The sequence below is a fragment of the Pseudomonas sp. 5P_5.1_Bac1 genome, from assembly GCF_025466015.1.
Taxonomy (GTDB): Bacteria; Pseudomonadota; Gammaproteobacteria; order Pseudomonadales; family Pseudomonadaceae; genus Aquipseudomonas.
Genome location: NZ_JANLNX010000007.1, coordinates 24805 through 42793, shown reverse-complemented (window position 1 = coordinate 42793; position 17989 = coordinate 24805). Strand labels below are relative to the sequence as shown.

Sequence of the window (17989 nt, the reverse complement as noted above, 5' to 3'; positions counted from 1 at the left end):
GCTGGCCAGTGACGGCCAGCGACGGGACAGTGGAGGCTTATCAGGCCTTGGTCAGCTTGGCGGCAGCGCGCTCGAAACGGTCCAGACCTTCATCGATGTCGGCATCTTCGACCACCAGGCTCGGGGCGAAACGCACCACATCCGGGCCGGCCTGCAGGACCATCAGGCCCTCTTGCTCTGCAGCGTTGAACACGTCCTTGGCCTTGCCTTTCCAGGCCTCGGTCAGCACGCAGCCGATCAGCAGGCCGCGACCGCGCACCAGGCTGAACAGGCCGTATTTCTCACCGATCTGCTCAAGGCGGGACTTGAAGCGCTCGTGCTTGGCTTTGACGCCGTCCAGCACTTCAGGGGTGTTGACGATGTCCAGCACGGCGTTGGCGACGGCGCAGCCCAGCGGGTTGCCGCCGTAGGTGGTGCCGTGGGTGCCGACGGCCAGGTGCTTGGCCAGGTCGTCGGTGGTCAGGATTGCGCCAATCGGGAAACCGCCGCCCAGGCTCTTGGCGCTGGAGAGGATGTCCGGGGTCACGCCGTAGTGCATGTAGGCATACAGCTCGCCGGTACGGCCAACGCCGGTCTGCACTTCGTCGAAGATCAGCAGCGCATTGTGCTTGTCGCACAGTTCGCGGGCGCCTTGCAGGTAGGCCTTGTCGGCCGGGACCACACCGCTCTCGCCCTGGATCGGCTCGATCACGACGGCGCAGGTCTTGTCGGAAATCTGCGCTTTCAGCGCTTCCAGGTCGTTGTACGGCACATGGCTGATACCGGTGATCTTCGGGCCGAAGCCGTCGGAGTACTTCGGCTGGCCGCCGACGCTCACGGTGAACAGGGTGCGACCGTGGAAGCTGTTGACGGTGGCAATGATTTCGTTCTTTTCAGGACCGAAACGGTCGTGGGCAACGCGACGGGCCAGCTTGAACGCGGCCTCGTTGGCCTCGGCGCCGGAGTTGCAGAAGAACGCGCGGTCGGCGAAGGTCGCGTCGACCAGCTTGCGGGCCAGGCGCAAAGCCGGCTCGTTGGTGAACACGTTGGACACATGCCACAGCTTGTTGGCCTGTTCGGTCAGTGCCGCGACCAATGCCGGATGGGCATGCCCCAGAACGTTTACGGCGATGCCGCCAGCGAAATCGATCAGCTCGCGGCCCGACTGGTCCCAGACTCGGGAACCGGCGCCACGCACGGGAATGAACGCTGCTGGCGCATAGTTGGGAACCATTACCTGGTCGAAATCGGCGCGTTGCACCGGAGCTTGCTCAACGGACATCGGAGTCTCCTGAAGAGGAACGCCTGCCTGGAACTGGCGAGCGATGGGGGGATTGTAAGGAGAGATGAACACTCGGCCTTGCCGCCAAGCGACAACTTCTTATAGCGCCAAACCCTGTTTTTCCAAGGCTTTCGGCAATGCGACAAATAGGGTCGCAAAGGCGCAGTTTAAACGGTGCGGGGTGCTGACGGGGAGAAGCGATGCGGGGGATTGAGGGTTTTTCTACGGGGAGATGACCAGGCGGTCATGGGGGTGGGGCGATTGGAGGATAAGGGGGGCTGTTCCGGCCTCATCGCTGGCAAGCCAGCGATGAGCCCGGACGCTCACCCCCGCTCGGCAGGCACCGAGGACAATTCGAACGGCGAGCTGCTGCGGCGCTGGTTGCGGTCCTCCCGCGGGGTGGCACCGAAGAAGTTGCGGTACGCGCTGGAGAAGTGCGGACCGGAAGAGAAGCCGCAGGACAAGCCGATCTGAATGATCGACTTGCTGGTCTGCATCAGCATCTGTCGTGCCTTGTTCAGGCGCAGTTCCAGGTAATACTGGCTCGGCACGCGGTTCAGGTACTGCTTGAAGATCCGCTCCAGTTGCCGACGCGACACACAGACATGCTGGGCAATCTCATCAGTGGTCAGCGGCTCTTCAATATTGGCTTCCATCAGCAGCACGGCTTGGGTCAGCTTCGGATGGCTGGAGCCAAGACGGTTCTGCAGGGGAATGCGCTGACGCTCGCCGCCTTCGCGGATGCGCTCCACCACCAGTTCCTCGGACACCGCGCCAGCCAGCTCGGCGCCGTGATCCCGCGCCAGCACCGCGAGCAGGAGGTCCACCACCGACATGCCACCACAGGCGGTCAGGCGATCACGGTCCCAGTCGAACAGATGACTGGTGGCGATCACCTTGGGGAAACGCTCGGAAAAATCATCCTGCCAGCGCCAGTGCACCGCGGCGCGGTAGCCATCCAGCAAACCAAGCTGCGCCAGCGGATAGACCCCCGCCGACAAGCCGCCCACCACGCAACCGGAACGCACCAGTTGCTTGAGCGCCCCGGCCAGCGCCGCGCCAACCGTCACCGGCGGTTCATCGGCCAGCAAAAACAGCTTCTGGCAGTTTTCCAGGCGCCCGGTCCATGGCTCGCCCGGCAGGCGCCAGTCACCTTCGACCGGGGCTTCGGCCTGGAGAAAGGCCAATTCGTAGGTCACGTCCGGGTGCACCTTCTGCGCCACCCGCAGCACCTCTTCGGCCAGCGCAAGGGTCAGCGCCTTGGTGCTGGGCCAGATGAGAAAACCGATTCGCTGGTTGGTCATAAGGTGCGGTCCGAAACCTGAAGTGAGTCTGACGCCCGTCACTGTAGACGGGCGGGATAATGCCTGGTGCAGGCTGCGCGGGTGGCGCAGCATGACCTATTTTGGTGCAAAGCGGCAGCTTGGTGAGCCACCGGCTTATTTCAGGCTGCCCGAAAGGAACTGCTGCAGACGCTCGGACTGTGGATTGACCAGCACTTCACGCGGGTTGCCGGTTTCTTCCACCAGCCCCTTGTGCAGGAACACCAGTTGATTGGAAACCTCACGGGCGAAGCCCATTTCGTGGGTCACCACCACCATGGTCCGACCTTCCTGGGCCAGCGACTGCATGACCTTGAGGACATCGCCCACCAGTTCCGGGTCGAGCGCCGAGGTCGGCTCGTCGAACAGCATCACCTCCGGCTCCATCGCCAGGGCACGAGCGATCGCCACGCGCTGCTGCTCGCCGCCGGACATGTGGCCAGGATAGGCGTCCTTGCGATGGGCGACGCCGACCTTGGCCAGGTAATGCTCGGCCTTTTCCAGCGCGTCTTTCTTGCTCATGCCGAGCACGTGCACCGGCGCTTCGATGATGTTTTCCAGCGCGGTCATGTGCGACCACAGGTTGAAGTGCTGGAACACCATCGACAGCCGCGAACGCATGCGCTGCAACTGCCTGGGATCGGCGGCCTTGAGCGCGCCGTCCTTGTTCGGCACCAGCTTGAGCTCTTCGTTGTTGAGCAGGATCTTGCCGGCGTGCGGCTGCTCCAGCAGGTTGATGCAGCGCAGGAAAGTACTTTTGCCAGAACCGCTGGAGCCGATGATGCTGATCACGTCACCGGCCTTGGCGGCCAGCGATACACCCTTGAGCACTTCATGGCTGCCATAGCGTTTATGCAGGTCTTGGACTTCGAGTTTGTACATGCTGTCGGTTCTCACAAAGCGTTCAGTCGTGAACACACGCCAAGGGCGAAAAATTAGCCGCGGGCCTCAGCCCTTGCGCGGCGCCAGGTAGCCGAGCCAGCGGCGTTCGGCAAGCTTGAACAGGCGGACCAGGATGAACGTCAGGCACAGGTAGAACACGCCGGCGGTGATATACGCCTCGAACGGCAGGTAGAACTGGGCGTTGACGGTCCGCGCCGCACCGGTGATGTCGATCAGGGTGACGATCGAGGCCAGGCTGGTGGTCTGCAGCATCATGATCACTTCGTTGCTGTACTGCGGCAGCGCCCGGCGCAGGGCCGAGGGCAGCAGGATCCGGCGGTACATCTTGTAGCGCGACATGCCGACCGCCTTGGCCGCCTCGATCTCACCGTGCGGCGTGGCCTTGAGGCTGCCGGCGATGATTTCCGCGGTGTAGGCGCTGGTGTTGATGGCGAACGCCAGGCAGGCACAGAACGTGGCGCTGGACAGCCATGGCCAGAGGAAGCTTTCCCGCACCGCCTGGAACTGGGCCAGCCCGTAGTAGATAAGGAAAAGCTGCACCAGCATTGGCGTCCCGCGGATCACATAGGTGTAGAGCCAGGCGGTGAAGTTCACCACCGGCTGCTTCGACACCCGCATCAGACCCAGCGGGATTGCCGACAGCAGACCGAACAACAGGGAAATCGCCAACAGCTTGAGCGTGGTCAACAGGCCGCCGAAGTACAGCGGCAGGGCTTCCCAGATGACGTTGTAGTCGAAAATCATAGTTCAGCCGCCTTTACGCCAACCGAGTAGCGTTTTTCCAGGTAACGCAGGGCCAGCAACGAAACACTGGTAATCACCAGGTACAGAGCCGCCACTGCCAGGAAGAAGGTGAAAGGCTCGCGGGTGGCGTCGGCCGCCTGCTTGGCCTTGAACATCATGTCTTGCAGGCCCACCACCGAAATCAGCGCGGTCGCCTTGGTCAGGACCAGCCAGTTGTTGGTGAAGCCGGGGATCGCCAGGCGGATCATCTGCGGCACCAGCACCCGGAAGAAAATCTGCAGGTTGCTCATGCCGTAGGCCATGCCGGCTTCGGCCTGCCCCTTGGGAATGGCCATGAACGCGCCGCGGAAGGTTTCCGACAGGTAGGCACCGAAGATGAAGCCCAGGGTGCCGATACCCGCCATCAGCGGATTGAGGTCGATGTAGTCGTCGAAGCCGAACAGCGGCGCGACACGGTTGAGAAGATCCTGGCCGCCATAGAAGATCAGCAGGATCAGTACCAGATCGGGAATGCCGCGAATCACCGTGGCATAAAGATCGCCCAGCCAGGCCAGCCAGCGCACCGGCGACAGGCGCAAGGCCACGCCAATCAGGCCGAGCACGATGGCCAGGGCCATGGACGACAAGGCGAGCTGTAGCGTCAGCCACGCTCCATCGAGGATGACTGCCCCGTAGCCTTTCAACATGATGAGGTCCTCGACCTTAGGGATGAAAAAATGGTGCAAGCCTCAGCGCTTCTGCTGCTTGCACCATTGAACAGGTGACACGACGACGGTTACTTGCTTTCCGGGCCGTAGATATCGAAGTTGAAGTACTTGTCCTGGATCTCTTTGTACTTGCCGCTGGCGCGAATACCGGCGATGGCGGCGTTGATGCGCTCCAGGTTTTCCTTGTCGCCCTTGCGTACGGCGATGCCGATGCCGTCACCGAAGTATTTCGAGTCGGTGAAGGCCGGGCCTACGAAGCTATAGCCCTTGCCGGCGTCGGTCTTCAGGAAACCGTCTTCGAGAAGCGTAGCATCGGCCACGGTGCCATCCAGACGGCCCGCGGTGATGTCCAGGTAGATTTCGTTCTGGGTGCCGTAAGGAACGATGGTGGCGCCTTTCGGAGCGAAAACTTCCTTGGCGAAGCGGTCGTGGATCGAGCCGCGCTGCACACCGATTTTCTTGCCTTGCAGTTCGCTCAGGCTTTCGCTGACAGCGGTGCCGTCCTTCATGACCAGGCGAGCCGGGGTCAGGTAGTAGCGGTTGGTGAAATCAACCGACTTCTTGCGGTCTTCGGTGATAGACATGGACGACAGGATGGCGTCGATCTTGCGGACCTTCAGGGCCGGGATCAGGCCGTCGAATTCCTGCTCGACCCAGGTGCACTTGACCTTCATCTCGGCGCACAGGGCGTTGCCGATGTCGTAGTCGAAGCCAACGATGCTGCCATCCGGCGCTTTCGACGCGAAGGGTGGGTAAGCGGCCTCGATGCCGATTTTCAGCGGTTTTTCGTCAGCCAGCGATGCCAGGGAAAACACGGATAGCGCCAGTGCGCCAAGCAGTGCGAGTTTTTTCATCTGGGAACTCCAATCGGTAAAGGGCAATGCCAGGCAGTTTGACTGCCCACTATGCGAATGAGTACAACGCAGAGCTGCGCGGGGCCTGACCACCGGTCCGGTGCCACGAGCGAGTGATCGGCATTTTAACGACAGCTCGGAAGCCGATATTTCTTCAAAGCGACAAGTAGTTACAGAAGCGCTGGAAGAATGGCCGGGGGATATTGACAGTTTTCGGGGAATATGCAAAAGCGAAAAACAAATAACCTGTAACCAAAGCAATAACCGGGCCCATTATTGGCAAAGCCTTGTATCACGGCAAGCCCAGCCGTTTGAGTGTCGGAAATTTCATGAAATAGCGCACCAATAACGCACATTCACGTTTCCTATTGCCCCGTTTTTGTACGAATGCAGTGACAGAAGGGTTACCGATGAAAGTCGAAGTAACAAAAAACCCAAGGCCCCGCGCAGCGCATGCTGGCGGGGCCTTGGGTTTTCTTCGAAAGATCGCGGAGCAAGCCACGCCCGGGAGGTACTACACAGCTCCTCCGCGGAGCGACTGCTGGCTTACCCTGCGAAACACTCGGCGCTTCAGGCGGCGCTCATGGTCTTGTGGGTCTCGACCAGATGCGCCACGACGCCTGGGTCGGCCAGGGTGGAAATGTCGCCCAGTGCGTCGTACTCGGCCGTGGCGATCTTGCGCAGGATACGGCGCATGATCTTGCCCGAACGGGTCTTCGGCAGGCCCGGCGCCCACTGGATGACGTCTGGCGAAGCGATCGGGCCAATCTCCTTGCGCACCCAGTTTTTCAGCTCCAGGCGCAGCGCCTCGGTCGGCTCCTCGCCACCGTTGAGGGTGACGTAGACGTAGATGCCCTGCCCCTTGATGTCGTGCGGCACACCGACCACCGCCGCTTCGGCGACTTTCGGGTGGGCGACCATGGCGCTTTCGATCTCGGCGGTGCCCATGCGGTGACCGGAAACGTTGAGCACGTCGTCGACACGGCCGGTGATCCAGTAGTAGCCGTCTTCGTCGCGACGGGCACCGTCACCGGTGAAGTACATGCCGCGGAACGTCTTGAAGTAGGTATCGACGAAGCGGTCGTGGTCGCCGTACAGCGAACGCGCCTGGCCCGGCCACGAGTCGAGGATCACCAGGTTGCCTTCGGCGGCGCCCTCGATCAGGTTGCCCAGGTTGTCCACCAGCGCCGGCACCACGCCGAAGAACGGACGGGTCGCCGAGCCTGGCTTCAGTGCGGTAGCGCCTGGCAACGGGCTGATCAGCACGCCGCCGGTTTCGGTCTGCCACCAGGTGTCGACGATCGGGCAACGCTCTTTGCCGACCGCCTGGTGGTACCAGTTCCAGGCTTCCGGGTTGATCGGCTCGCCGACCGAACCCAGCAGGCGCAGGCTGGAGCCATCGGCGCCGGCAACAGCGGCCTGACCTTCGGCCATCATGGCGCGAATGGCGGTCGGCGCGGTGTAGAGGATGTTGACCTTGTGCTTGTCGATGATCTTCGACACGCGGGTGATATCCGGGTAGTTCGGCACGCCTTCGAACAGCAGGGTGGTCGCGCCGTTGGCCAGCGGGCCGTAGACGATGTAGCTGTGGCCGGTGACCCAGCCGACGTCGGCGGTGCACCAGTAGACTTCGCCCGGACGGTAGTCGAACACGCGCTCATGGGTCATGGCGGCGTAGACCAGGTAACCGCCGGTGGTGTGCAGCACGCCCTTCGGTTTGCCGGTGGAACCGGAGGTGTAGAGGATGAACAGCGCTTCTTCGGCACCCATTTCTTTCGGGGCGCAGACGCTGCCAGCGACTTTCATCAGGTCTTCGTACCAGATGTCGCGGTGCTGGTTCCACTTGATATCGGAACCTGTGCGCTTGCACACGATGACTTTCTGGATGCTGTTGGTTTCCGGGTTGGTCAGCGCGTCGTCGACGTTGGCTTTCAACGGCGTGCGGCGACCGCCACGCAGGCCTTCGTCGGCGGTGATCACCACTTTGGACTTGCAGTCGATGATGCGGCCGGCCAGGGCTTCCGGCGAGAAGCCGCCGAAGACCACGGAGTGGATCGCACCGATACGGGCGCAGGCCAGCATGGCGACCACGGCCTCGGGGATCATCGGCATGTAGATGGTTACCACGTCGCCGCGGTGAACGTCCTGGCCACGCAGGGCGTTGGCGAATTTGCAGACTTGCTCGTGCAGTTCGCGGTAGGTGATGTTGCGGTGTTCGGAAGGGTCGTCGCCTTCCCAGATGATTGCGAGCTGATCGCCACGCTCGGCCAGATGACGGTCCAGGCAGTTGTAGGAAACGTTCAGGGTGCCATCGGCGAACCACTTGATATCGACGTGGTGGTCGTCGAACGAGGTCTGCTTGACCTTGGTAAACGGCTTGATCCAGTCGAGGCGCTGAGCCTGCTCACGCCAGAAGCCATCCGGGTTGATCACCGACTTCTGATACATGGCCTTGTAGGTAGCCTCGTCAGTCAGGGTATTCGCCGCAACCTCGGGACGAACGGGGTACAGGGAAGCCGCACTCATCTTTTTTACCTCGGTGTAATAGTTGTTTTTGTATGACCTTGTTTTAACTGTAACAGAGCCTCTCAGGCCATTCGACGTTGGTAGTAACAGGGCGGTCTTTTCGGCCACCACATGGCCGGAACCGCTCTAGAACGGGCATCGATCTCTAATCCCAAAGAAACAAAAGGCCTGCCGAGGGCGATTGTTACAAAATTTGCCAACAGTGTTTATCAAAACACCGACTGTTTCAGTTTCATGCCCCGCCCTAAAATTCACCTCGCCAGCAACGGCAACGCGATTAACTTCAGGTAACAGCCCCCACGAAGGCACGTTAATCCCGAGATAACTTTCCGCTTTTACTTTGCTGCAACGTAGCGCCACAAGCGCTACGCCCCCTCTTTCGACCCTGGACAGGTAAATTGAAGATGAAAGCTTTACTGGTATTGGCACTCGGTAGTTTTTGCGCAGCGGCCATGGCCGACGAAGTTGCAAACTCCACCGCCGAGCAGATCCCGGTTGAACAGTACAGTTACTCGCAACATCTGGACATCGCCAAAGTCATTTCGATGAGCGAGATCCCGAACGTCTGCGAAGTGGTTCCAGCCCGCATGACCTATGAAGACTCCCAAGGCCAGAAGCACATCCTCGAATACCGCGTCATGGGTAACGGTTGCTCTAACGGCTAATCAACCTAGCGTGGCTGTCGCGCCTCTTTTACCCAAAAGAGGCGCCACGCCCTGATAACACGCCCTTAATAAAGCTCCCGCCTTTTTTATAGTTCCGCGAATTATTCGCCGGACTTTCCAATTGCATAATCACGCAACTTGTTGGCAATGGTTGTATGGGAAACGCCCAGCCGTTTACCCAATGCCCGACTGGTTGGATAGTCGCCCTGCAAACATTCCAGCACTGCCTTTTCAAATCGTCCGACAATTTGCGCCAGATCGCCTTCCAGGGAGAACTCACCCAATGGCTGGCGGGCGCCGTAGTCCGGCAGACGAATATGTTCAGACTTGACCACCCCGCCCTCGCAAAGCGAAACCGCCTGGAACAGCACGTTCTCCAGTTGCCGGACATTGCCCGGCCAGTGGTACTGGCTCAACCGTTCCAGCGCCGCCGGCGCCAGGCGCGGCAAGGGGCAACCGATCTGCCGGCTGGCCTGATCGAGGAAGTGCTCCACCAGCGGCGGCAGGCCATCAAGGCATTCGCGCAGCGGCGGAATGTGCAGCGACAAGACATTGAGGCGGTGATAGAGGTCCTGGCGGAATTCGCCACGGGCACAGAGTTCGGACAAATCCACCTGGGTCGCACAGATCACCCGTACATCCAGGTAAACCTCTTCGTCGCTGCCCACGCGGCGGAAGCAGCCGTCCTGCAGGAAGCGCAGCAACTTCACCTGCAAACGCGGACTCATCTCATCGACACCATCGAGAAACAGCGTGCCGCCCGCGGTCAGTTCCAGCAGGCCCAGCTTGCCTTCGGCGCGCGCGCCCTCGAACGCGCCGGGGCCATAACCGAACAACTCGGTCTCGGCCATCGACTCAGGCAACCCGGCGCAATTCAGCGCCATCAACGGCGCTTGCCCCCGCGGGCTGGCAAGGTGACAGGCCCGGGCCAGCAACTCCTTGCCGGTGCCGGTTTCGCCTTCGATCAGCAGCGGCGCGTCCAGCGGCGCCATGCGCCGCGCCTCGCGCACCACCGCAGCCATCACCCGCGAACTCTGGAAAATACTGTCGAACCCGCGCAGTTCCTGCTTGCGCACGTTGTAGATGCGCTCGCCGATACGGTCGGCGCGGTGCAGGGTCAACACCGCGCCGGCCAGCGCCTCGCTGTCATCGTGCTCGGATTGCAGCGGCGCGATATCCGCCAGGAACACATCGCCCTTGACCTTGACCCGCAACCCATTGATCCGCGACTTGTTGGCCCGCACCAGTTCCGGCAGGTCGAAATCCTCGGCATAGCGCGACAGCGGAATGCCCGGCACCTCATCGACCCGCACCCCGAGCAACTGCGCCGCCGCACGGTTGGCGGCAACGATCGAGCCGCCCATGTCGATCGACAGCACCGGGAAATCCAGCGCGCCAAGCAGCGCATTCAACTCCATGTGCCGCCGCTCGCTCGGCATCAGACCCACGCGCTTGACTCCGAAGACCCCGGTGATCGCCTCGAATTTCGGCCGCAGCGCCTGGAATTGCAGGTTGATCAGGTTCGGGCAGTGCAAATAGATGGCGTTGCCGTGCTCACCGCCCACCTCGCCCCGAGCCACGTTGATGCCATAGGCCACCAGCAGGTTGAGGATGTCCCGGAGAATGCCGATGCGGTTCTGGCAATGCACTTTGATACGCATGAAAGGTCCTACAAAGCAGTGAGACCGACGATTTTTCTGCTTGAGCGCCGGAAAATTTGTAAATAATACGTTACAAAAATCGGCTTTCACAGGGTCATAGGGCCGCGATTTTGCGGATCCCGACCTGATTCGTAAAATCTGCGTTACAAAAACCGCCTACTGGCGCGGGTCTTCCTCTACGCGGGTAGCTGAAAAATTCAAAGCCAGCGGCTATCTCTAAGGGCACGGCGCAAGCCTTCAAAACAATAAGAGCCCTCATCAGGAGAGCAGCATGAAACAGACGCAATACGTGGCCCGTGAGCCCGATGCGCAAGGTTTTATCGATTACCCGCCGCAGGAACATGCGGTGTGGAACACCCTGATCACCCGGCAACTAAAGGTGATTGAGGGGCGCGCGTGCCAGGAATACCTGGACGGCATCGAACAGCTCAACCTGCCCCATGACCGCATCCCGCAGCTCTCCGAAATCAACGCGGTACTGGGCGCCACCACCGGCTGGCAAGTTGCCCGGGTGCCGGCGCTGATCCCCTTCCAGACCTTTTTCGAACTGCTGGCGAGCAAGCGCTTCCCGGTGGCGACCTTCATTCGCAGCGAAGAAGAACTCGACTACCTGCAAGAGCCGGACATCTTCCACGAGATCTTTGGCCACTGCCCGCTGCTGACCAACCCGTGGTTCGCCGAATTCACCCACACCTACGGCAAGCTCGGCCTGGCCGCCACCAAGGAACAGCGCGTGTACCTCGCCCGCCTGTACTGGATGACCATCGAGTTCGGCCTGATCGATACGCCGCAAGGCCGCAGGATCTACGGCGGCGGCATCCTGTCCTCGCCGAAAGAGACGGTCTACAGTCTCTCCGACGAGCCCGAACATCAGCCATTCAGCCCGCTGGAAGCGATGCGCACGCCTTACCGCATCGACATTCTGCAGCCGGTCTACTTTGCCCTGCCGAGCCTCAAGCGCCTGTTCGACCTGGCGCACGAAGACATCATGGGCATCGTCGCGCAGGCCATGCAGCTCGGCCTGCACGCGCCGAAATTTCCACCCAAGGCGGCCGCCTGAGCCGCCCTGTACACCTATAACAATCCACTTGCGGAAAACTTTATGAACGCCTTGAACCAAGCCCACTGCGAAGCCTGCCGTGCCGACGCGCCGAAAGTCAGCGACGACGAACTGCCAGCACTGATCGCGCAGATTCCTGACTGGAACATCGAAGTCCGCGACGGGATCATGCAGTTGGAAAAAGTCTTCCTGTTCAAGAATTTCAAGCACGCCCTGGCCTTCACCAACGCCGTCGGCGAAATCTCCGAAGCCGAAGGCCATCACCCAGGCCTGCTGACCGAGTGGGGCAAAGTCACCGTCACCTGGTGGAGCCACTCGATCAAGGGCCTGCACCGTAACGACTTCATCATGGCCGCGCGCACCGACGAGGTCGCCCAGACCGCCGAAGGCCGCAAGTGATGCACTTCGAGGCCATCACCCGGGTTCCGGGTGACCCGATCCTCGGCCTCATGGAGGCGTACGCCAAGGACAGCAATCCCGCCAAGTTCGACCTGGGTGTCGGCGTGTTCAAGGACGCCCAGGGCCTGACGCCAGTACCGGCGGCGGTCAAACAGGCGGAGCAGCGTCTTGTCGATCGGCAGGTCAGCAAGAGTTATGTCGGCGGACACGGCGATGCCGCGTTCGGCCGGCTGCTCTGCGAGCTGGTGCTGGGCAGCGCCTCGTCGTTGCTGACGGAACAACGCGTCGGCGCCACCCAGACCCCGGGCGGCACTGGCGCCCTGCGCCTGGCCGCGGAATTCGCCCGGCAGTGTCTGCCGGGCCGCGGGATCTGGCTCAGCGACCCGACCTGGCCGATCCACGAAACCATCTTTGCCAGCGCTGGCCTGACGGTCAGCCACTATCCCTATGTGGGCGCGGATAACCGCCTGAACGTCGCCGGCATGCTCGCCGCGCTGGAAACGGCGCCGGAGGGCGATATCGTCCTGCTGCACGCCTGCTGCCACAACCCGACCGGTTTCGACCTGTCGCGGGATGACTGGCAGGCGGTGCTGGAGGTGGTGCGCCGCCGCTCGCTGCTGCCCCTGATCGACTTCGCCTACCAGGGCTTCGGCGACGGGCTGGAAGAAGACGCCTGGGCTGTGCGGCTGTTTGCCGCCGAACTGCCCGAGTTGCTGATCACCAGTTCCTGCTCGAAGAACTTCGGCCTCTACCGCGAACGCACCGGCGCCCTGCTGGTGTGCAGCCACGATGCGCCGAAGTTGCTGGATGTGCGCAGCCAGTTGGCGTTTATCGCCCGCAACCTGTGGTCCACCCCGCCGGACCATGGCGCGGCGGTGGTCGCGGAGATTCTCGGCGACCCGGCGCTGAAATGCCTGTGGATCGAAGAAGTCGAGGCCATGCGCCAGCGAATCGCCCGGCTGCGGGTCGGCCTGGTGGACGCGCTGGCGCCGCATGGGCTGAGTGAGCGGTTTGCCCATATTGCCGAGCAGCGCGGGATGTTTTCCTACACCGGGTTGTCGCCACAGCAAGTGGCGGCGTTGCGGGAACGGCACAGCATCTACATGGTGAGCACCGGGCGGGCGAACGTCGCCGGCGCAGATGAAGCCAGGCTGGACGTGCTGGCGGCGGCGATCGCGGACGTCTGCGGCTAAGGCCATTTGCATCGCAAAACAAGCTCGCGCCTGCCCAAGCACAAACCGCAGGGGCGGGCTTCACAGCTCGAATGTCGTAAATTTCCTACCAAATAGCAGGAAAATTCATTCTGTCACTCAGACTGCTGTATTCTGCCCCCGGCTTCTCAGGAGCCACACGCGCAATCGCGTAATCTTTCAACTATCGAACTTGCGAGGAACGACGAGATGCATGAAATCCCGAATCTTCCCTTCCCAAGCCTGAACCCCGTCGAACAGACGCCCGCCACTCACAGCGCCGAAACAGCCCAAGCGGCTGAACAACACGGCGACGAAAACCCGAGCGCCGACCAGGAATAACCGCGCACTACAGGACGTGTGAAAACCTCGGTTACCGGGGGACAACCTCACCAACCGGTTTTCACACGCTCAAGAACAACGTTCCCCGCCTTCTCCGCCGCGCACCCGCGCCAGCAGAATCTCCATGCAACGCTCCAGCGACAGGCTGTCGGTATTCAGCGCCTCGTCCGGCGCCAGCGGTGCTTCGTAGGGATCGTCGATCCCGGTAAATCCGCTCAACACCCCCGCCCGCGCCTTGCGATACAGCCCCTTGGGATCACGCCCCTCGCACACGTCCAGCGGCGCACTGACATGGATTTCGTGGAAGCGCTCGGCGCCAATGATGTCCCGCGCCCTATCGCGATCACGTCGGTAGGGTGAAATGAACGCGGCCATCACCACCAGCCCGGCATCGTTCATCAAGCGCGCCACCTCCGCCACGCGACGGATATTTTCCGTCCGGCTGTGGGCATCGAAGCCCAGGTCGCTGCACAAGCCATGGCGGATGTTGTCGCCATCCAGCACGCAGCAGGCAATGCCCTGCCCGACCAGCAAGCGCTCCATGGCAAAAGCCAGGGTGCTCTTGCCCGAACCGCTGAAACCGGTGAACCAGAGCGTCAGCGGGCGCTGGCCGTTGGCGTTGCGGGTGGCAGGATCGAGCGCGGTCGGCTGCCAGGTCAGATTCCGTTCAGAAGCCATGAGTGTCCTTTCGCGTATCAGTAGTCGATTTTTCCGCGGCCTGCCTTGATTGCCCCACGCTTGCTCTTGGTGTCCAGGCGCCGGGTCTTCGAACCCAGGGTCGGACGCGTGGGACGCCGCGCCTTTTCCACCTTCACTGCCGCGAGAATCAGCTCGCGCAAGCGCTCGAGAGCGTCGGCGCGGTTCTGTTCCTGGGTGCGGTGTTGCTGGGCCTTGATCACGATCACACCGTCGCGGGTGATCCGGCTGTCGCTGACCTGCAGCAGGCGCTCCTTGTAGAACGGCGGCAGCGATGATGCCTGACTGTCGAAGCGCAGGTGCACGGCGCTGGAGACCTTGTTGACGTTCTGCCCGCCCGCGCCTTGCGCGCGGATGGCATTCAACTCGATTTCTTCGTCGGGAATGTGGACGGTGTTGGAGAGGACAAGCATGGAAACGCCCAGTTGGGTGGCTGGGCGTCAGGATACTCGGTGTTGTCGGTTTTGGGGCTGCTCACGACGGTTCGGCGCAGTGAACCGTCGCGCCCTGACTTACTTGACCGCCGAGCTTACCGCAGGGGTCGCCGCGGAACGCTTGCTCTTGAGCACATAACCCACCCACATCACCAGCAGCCAGACCGGAATCGCATACACCGAATTCTGGATGCCCGGGATCAGCAGCATGATGCCGAGGATCAGCACCACGAACGCCAGGCAAAGGTAGTTGCCATAGGGGTACCACAGCGCCTTGAACAGCGACTTCTGGCCAGTGCGGTCCATGTGCTGACGGAATTTCAGGTGCGAGTAGCTGATCATCGCCCAGTTGATCACCAGCGCCGCGACCACCAGCGACATCAGCATTTCCAGCGCGTGCTGCGGCATGAAGTAGTTGAGCAGCACCGCCACCAGGGTCACCGCCGCCGAGGCCAGGATCGAACGCACCGGCACACCGCGCTTGTCGATCTTCGCCAGGCCTGCCGGGGCATCGCCCTGCTCGGCCATGCCGTAGAGCATGCGGGCGTTGCAGTAAGTGCCGCTGTTGTACACCGACAGCGCCGCAGTCAGGACCACGAAGTTGAGGATGTGCGCCGCAGTGTTGCTGCCCAGCATCGAGAACACGTGGACGAACGGGCTGCCGCTATAGGAACCGCCGGACGCATCGATGTTGGCCACCAGGCTGTTCCATGGGGTCAGCGACAGCAGCACAACCAGGGCACCGATGTAGAAAATCAGGATGCGGTAGATGACCTGGTTGATCGCTTTCGGGATCACGGTCTTCGGCTTGTCGGCCTCGGCTGCGGTGAAGCCGAGCATTTCCAGGCCACCGAAGGAGAACATGATGATCGCCAGGGCCATGACCAGGCCGCTGACCCCGTTGGGGAAGAACCCGCCGTGTTCCCAGAGGTTGCTGACCGAGGCTTCCGGGCCGCCGCTGCCGCTGACCAGCATGTAGCTGCCCAGGGCGATCATGCCGACGATGGCCAGGACCTTGATGATGGCGAACCAGAACTCGGCCTCGCCGAACACTTTCACGTTGGCCAGGTTAATCGCGTTGATCAGGATGAAGAACGCCGCGGCCGAGGCCCAGGTCGGGATCTCTGGCCACCAGTAATGGACGTACTTGCCGACCGCGGTCAGCTCGGACATGCCCACGAGGATGTACAACATCCAGCAGTTCCAGCCCGACAGAAAGCCGGCGAAACCGCCCCAGTATTTGTGCGCGAAGTGGCTGAAGGAGCCGGCGACTGGCTCTTCGACGATCATCTCGCCGAGCTGGCGCATGATCATGAAGGCGATGAAGCCGCAAATGGCGTAACCGAGGATCATCGACGGACCGGCCGATTTCATCACCCCGGCCGAACCGAGGAACAGTCCGGTACCAATTGCACCGCCAAGGGCGATCAACTGGATGTGGCGATTTTTCAGGCCGCGCTTGAGCTCACCTGAATGTGGGTTTTGTCCACTCATGAACGAAGTCACCTGTTGTTTTTATCTGTGACGGGATCGGACCCACCGCGCTCGTGGCGCAGCGGAATTGACAAGGGGTGGTTACCTTGGCGCTTGAATACGGGCAATTCGACACGGGCAACGGGCCCGGTCGCTCAGCCTGGCATCAGCAAGGTTGCGTGGTACGCAATAGGGTCACAGGTAAAACGCGGCGCACTGTATACCCTTGCATTGACGCAGGGGTCAACACATCGCGTAACGTTCTGTTGACGGCACGCAGCGTTCCAGCGGGAGGAATGAAGCCTGGGAAAGTGAATGGCGTACATGGCGCCCTCCGTTCTTGTTGTTTTTTTCTGGCCCACTCTGCGGCGGGTCAGGCACATGGCAATGGCCCACATAACACCGTGCCACGGGGGCTGTAGCAAGGTGTTGACGCGAACGTAAAGCGGGTCGGAAGGGGATTTTCGGCACGGAATGTTTACAAGACGAATGGCGCTGCGGATTGGCTGGAGAAGCGGCCCGACCTCGTAACAAATTATTTACAAAGTGGTTCAAAAAATTGCCAGGCAGAGATTGTTTGGGTAGCCAACAGGGGCGGTCATCGCTGCACGCCTATGCGCTACAAAAAACCGGGACAAAAAAAAGCCAACCCGAAGGTTGGCTTTTTTCACACCCGGCCCTTACTCAGAGCGAGGCTTGCCACGACCACTACCGCCGCCACCCGGACGCTTCGGCGTGCCCGCCGGCTTGCGACGCACGTCGCTCGGACGCTCGGCAACAGTGCTGCGGCCTTTACGCGCGGAATCGTCGCGCGGCTGGCGCGGCGAACGCTCGGTGGCGCCCTCCTTCGCCGGACGCAGGGTCCGCACGCGCTCGCCACGACCGACCGGCTTGCTGGATTTACGCTGCATGCGCTCCAGCTTGTCCTTGGCCTTGGCATTCATCGCCGGCATCGCCACTGGGGTCAGGCCCACTTCGGCGGCCAGGATGTCGATTTCGCCCTGGCTCATTTCGCGCCAGCGACCCATCGGCAGGTCGGAGTTGAGGAACACCGGACCGAAACGCACGCGCTTCAGGCGGCTGACCACCAGACCCTGGGATTCCCACAGGCGGCGAACCTCACGGTTACGGCCTTCCATCACCACGCAGTGATACCAGTGGTTGAAACCTTCACCGCCCGGCGCCTGCTGGATATCGGTGAAGCGTGCCGGACCGTCTTCCAGCACCACGCCTTCCTTGAGGCGGGCGATCATGTCGTCATCGACTTCACCACGCACGCGCACGGCGTACTCGCGGTCCATCTCGTAGGACGGGTGCATCAAACGGTTGGCCAGCTCACCATCAGTGGTGAACAGCAGCAGGCCAGTGGTGTTGATGTCGAGGCGGCCGACGTTGATCCAGCGGCCCTCTTTCGGCCGCGGCAGGCGATCGAACACGGTCGGACGGCCTTCCGGGTCGTCACGGGTGCAGATCTCGCCGTCGGGCTTGTTGTACATGATGACGCGGCGTACGGCTTCGGCTTTTTCTTCGCGCTTGATCAGGCGACCGTCGACGGAAATGGCGTCGTGCAGGTCGACGCGCTGGCCGAGGGTGGAGACAACGCCGTTGACCTTGATGCGGCCTTCGCCGATCCAGGCTTCGACGTCACGGCGCGAACCCACGCCAATGCGCGCGAGTACTTTTTGCAGTTTTTCGCCGGACGGACGTGGTGGGCTGTCTTGCAGGTCTTGTTCACTCATCTGGGCACCTCCC

At 61.6% G+C, this 17989-nt stretch carries 17 protein-coding genes; 5 read left to right on the top strand and 12 right to left on the bottom strand.

Annotated features, from left to right (window positions below):
* Positions 1 to 40 precede the first annotated feature (40 nt).
* The 7 genes from NTD82_RS01245 to acs form a co-directional block, all read right to left on the bottom strand.
* Positions 41 to 1261, bottom strand: a complete 1221-nt coding sequence (locus NTD82_RS01245; protein WP_095156830.1) for an aspartate aminotransferase family protein — start codon at positions 1259 to 1261, stop codon at positions 41 to 43.
* A gap of 323 nt (positions 1262 to 1584) precedes the next feature.
* Complete coding sequence (argR, locus tag NTD82_RS01240) at positions 1585 to 2565, bottom strand: transcriptional regulator ArgR (RefSeq protein WP_095156829.1); 981 nt, start codon at positions 2563 to 2565, stop codon at positions 1585 to 1587.
* 135 nt (positions 2566 to 2700) lie between these two features.
* Entirely contained in the window at positions 2701 to 3465 is a 765-nt protein-coding gene (locus NTD82_RS01235) for an ABC transporter ATP-binding protein (RefSeq protein WP_262127481.1), read from the bottom strand.
* 66 nt (positions 3466 to 3531) lie between these two features.
* Entirely contained in the window at positions 3532 to 4230 is a 699-nt protein-coding gene (locus NTD82_RS01230) for an ABC transporter permease (protein ID WP_262127480.1), read from the bottom strand.
* Entirely contained in the window at positions 4227 to 4916 is a 690-nt protein-coding gene (locus NTD82_RS01225) for an ABC transporter permease (RefSeq protein ID WP_262127479.1), read from the bottom strand. The genes NTD82_RS01230 and NTD82_RS01225 overlap by 4 nt, the downstream gene beginning before the upstream one ends.
* Positions 4917 to 5005: 89 nt before the next feature.
* On the bottom strand, positions 5006 to 5791 hold the full coding sequence (locus NTD82_RS01220; RefSeq protein WP_262127478.1) for an ABC transporter substrate-binding protein: 786 nt from the start codon (positions 5789 to 5791) through the stop codon (positions 5006 to 5008).
* A gap of 570 nt (positions 5792 to 6361) precedes the next feature.
* Positions 6362 to 8317: an acetate--CoA ligase gene (gene acs / locus NTD82_RS01215; RefSeq protein WP_095156825.1), complete on the bottom strand. Its 1956-nt coding sequence runs from the start codon at positions 8315 to 8317 to the stop codon at positions 6362 to 6364.
* Positions 8318 to 8721: 404 nt separating this feature from the next.
* On the opposite strand from acs, the gene NTD82_RS01210 reads away from it, so the two are divergent.
* The gene (locus NTD82_RS01210) at positions 8722 to 8982 is read left to right on the top strand and encodes a DUF2790 domain-containing protein (RefSeq protein WP_095156824.1); all 261 of its coding nucleotides are present in this window, start codon (positions 8722 to 8724) and stop codon (positions 8980 to 8982) included.
* Positions 8983 to 9083: 101 nt separating this feature from the next.
* On the opposite strand, the gene NTD82_RS01205 is transcribed toward NTD82_RS01210, so the two are convergent.
* Complete coding sequence (locus tag NTD82_RS01205) at positions 9084 to 10643, bottom strand: sigma-54-dependent transcriptional regulator (RefSeq protein ID WP_262127477.1); 1560 nt, start codon at positions 10641 to 10643, stop codon at positions 9084 to 9086.
* A 271-nt stretch (positions 10644 to 10914) separates the two neighbouring features.
* Here NTD82_RS01205 and phhA point away from each other — a divergent pair, with 271 nt between their 5' ends.
* From phhA to NTD82_RS01185, 4 genes are all read left to right on the top strand, one after another.
* On the top strand, positions 10915 to 11703 hold the full coding sequence (gene phhA / locus NTD82_RS01200) for a phenylalanine 4-monooxygenase (RefSeq protein WP_095156822.1): 789 nt from the start codon (positions 10915 to 10917) through the stop codon (positions 11701 to 11703).
* A 42-nt stretch (positions 11704 to 11745) separates the two neighbouring features.
* Positions 11746 to 12102, top strand: a complete 357-nt coding sequence (locus NTD82_RS01195) for a 4a-hydroxytetrahydrobiopterin dehydratase (RefSeq protein ID WP_110969543.1) — start codon at positions 11746 to 11748, stop codon at positions 12100 to 12102.
* Positions 12102 to 13295 carry an amino acid aminotransferase gene (locus NTD82_RS01190; protein ID WP_262127476.1) on the top strand — a complete coding sequence of 398 codons (1194 nt, stop codon included), beginning with the start codon at positions 12102 to 12104 and terminating at the stop codon, positions 13293 to 13295. Before NTD82_RS01195 ends, NTD82_RS01190 begins: the two co-directional genes overlap by 1 nt.
* 207 nt (positions 13296 to 13502) lie before the next feature.
* A complete protein-coding gene (locus NTD82_RS01185) occupies positions 13503 to 13634 on the top strand; it encodes a hypothetical protein (RefSeq protein ID WP_256587790.1) in 132 nt (43 codons plus the stop codon).
* Positions 13635 to 13703: 69 nt separating this feature from the next.
* Here NTD82_RS01185 and cysC read toward each other — a convergent pair whose 3' ends face one another.
* The 4 genes from cysC to rluB all read right to left on the bottom strand — a co-directional run bounded on the left by cysC (position 13704) and on the right by rluB (position 17976).
* Positions 13704 to 14312: an adenylyl-sulfate kinase gene (gene cysC / locus NTD82_RS01180; RefSeq protein ID WP_262127475.1), complete on the bottom strand. Its 609-nt coding sequence runs from the start codon at positions 14310 to 14312 to the stop codon at positions 13704 to 13706.
* Between the two features lie 17 nt (positions 14313 to 14329).
* On the bottom strand, positions 14330 to 14743 hold the full coding sequence (gene arfB / locus NTD82_RS01175) for an alternative ribosome rescue aminoacyl-tRNA hydrolase ArfB (protein WP_095156819.1): 414 nt from the start codon (positions 14741 to 14743) through the stop codon (positions 14330 to 14332).
* 99 nt (positions 14744 to 14842) lie between these two features.
* Positions 14843 to 16258, bottom strand: coding sequence for an amino acid permease (locus tag NTD82_RS01170; RefSeq protein WP_262127474.1), 1416 nt, complete (start codon positions 16256 to 16258; stop codon positions 14843 to 14845).
* A gap of 659 nt (positions 16259 to 16917) precedes the next feature.
* Positions 16918 to 17976: a 23S rRNA pseudouridine(2605) synthase RluB gene (rluB, locus tag NTD82_RS01165; protein ID WP_262127473.1), complete on the bottom strand. Its 1059-nt coding sequence runs from the start codon at positions 17974 to 17976 to the stop codon at positions 16918 to 16920.
* Between the last annotated feature and the right edge of the window lie 13 nt (positions 17977 to 17989).

Excerpts from the sequence above, each read along its gene's own strand:
- NTD82_RS01245 (WP_095156830.1), bottom strand. The coding sequence starts at position 1,261 with ATGTCCGTTGAGCAAGCTCCGGTGCAACGCGCCGATTTCGACCAGGTA.
- argR (WP_095156829.1), bottom strand. The coding sequence starts at position 2,565 with ATGACCAACCAGCGAATCGGTTTTCTCATCTGGCCCAGCACCAAGGCG.
- NTD82_RS01235 (WP_262127481.1), bottom strand. The coding sequence starts at position 3,465 with ATGTACAAACTCGAAGTCCAAGACCTGCATAAACGCTATGGCAGCCAT.
- NTD82_RS01230 (WP_262127480.1), bottom strand. The coding sequence starts at position 4,230 with ATGATTTTCGACTACAACGTCATCTGGGAAGCCCTGCCGCTGTACTTC.
- NTD82_RS01225 (WP_262127479.1), bottom strand. The coding sequence starts at position 4,916 with ATGTTGAAAGGCTACGGGGCAGTCATCCTCGATGGAGCGTGGCTGACG.
- NTD82_RS01220 (WP_262127478.1), bottom strand. The coding sequence starts at position 5,791 with ATGAAAAAACTCGCACTGCTTGGCGCACTGGCGCTATCCGTGTTTTCC.
- acs (WP_095156825.1), bottom strand. The coding sequence starts at position 8,317 with ATGAGTGCGGCTTCCCTGTACCCCGTTCGTCCCGAGGTTGCGGCGAAT.
- NTD82_RS01210 (WP_095156824.1), top strand. The coding sequence starts at position 8,722 with ATGAAAGCTTTACTGGTATTGGCACTCGGTAGTTTTTGCGCAGCGGCC.
- NTD82_RS01205 (WP_262127477.1), bottom strand. The coding sequence starts at position 10,643 with ATGCGTATCAAAGTGCATTGCCAGAACCGCATCGGCATTCTCCGGGAC.
- phhA (WP_095156822.1), top strand. The coding sequence starts at position 10,915 with ATGAAACAGACGCAATACGTGGCCCGTGAGCCCGATGCGCAAGGTTTT.
- NTD82_RS01195 (WP_110969543.1), top strand. The coding sequence starts at position 11,746 with ATGAACGCCTTGAACCAAGCCCACTGCGAAGCCTGCCGTGCCGACGCG.
- NTD82_RS01190 (WP_262127476.1), top strand. The coding sequence starts at position 12,102 with ATGCACTTCGAGGCCATCACCCGGGTTCCGGGTGACCCGATCCTCGGC.
- NTD82_RS01185 (WP_256587790.1), top strand. The coding sequence starts at position 13,503 with ATGCATGAAATCCCGAATCTTCCCTTCCCAAGCCTGAACCCCGTCGAA.
- cysC (WP_262127475.1), bottom strand. The coding sequence starts at position 14,312 with ATGGCTTCTGAACGGAATCTGACCTGGCAGCCGACCGCGCTCGATCCT.
- arfB (WP_095156819.1), bottom strand. The coding sequence starts at position 14,743 with ATGCTTGTCCTCTCCAACACCGTCCACATTCCCGACGAAGAAATCGAG.
- NTD82_RS01170 (WP_262127474.1), bottom strand. The coding sequence starts at position 16,258 with ATGAGTGGACAAAACCCACATTCAGGTGAGCTCAAGCGCGGCCTGAAA.
- rluB (WP_262127473.1), bottom strand. The coding sequence starts at position 17,976 with ATGAGTGAACAAGACCTGCAAGACAGCCCACCACGTCCGTCCGGCGAA.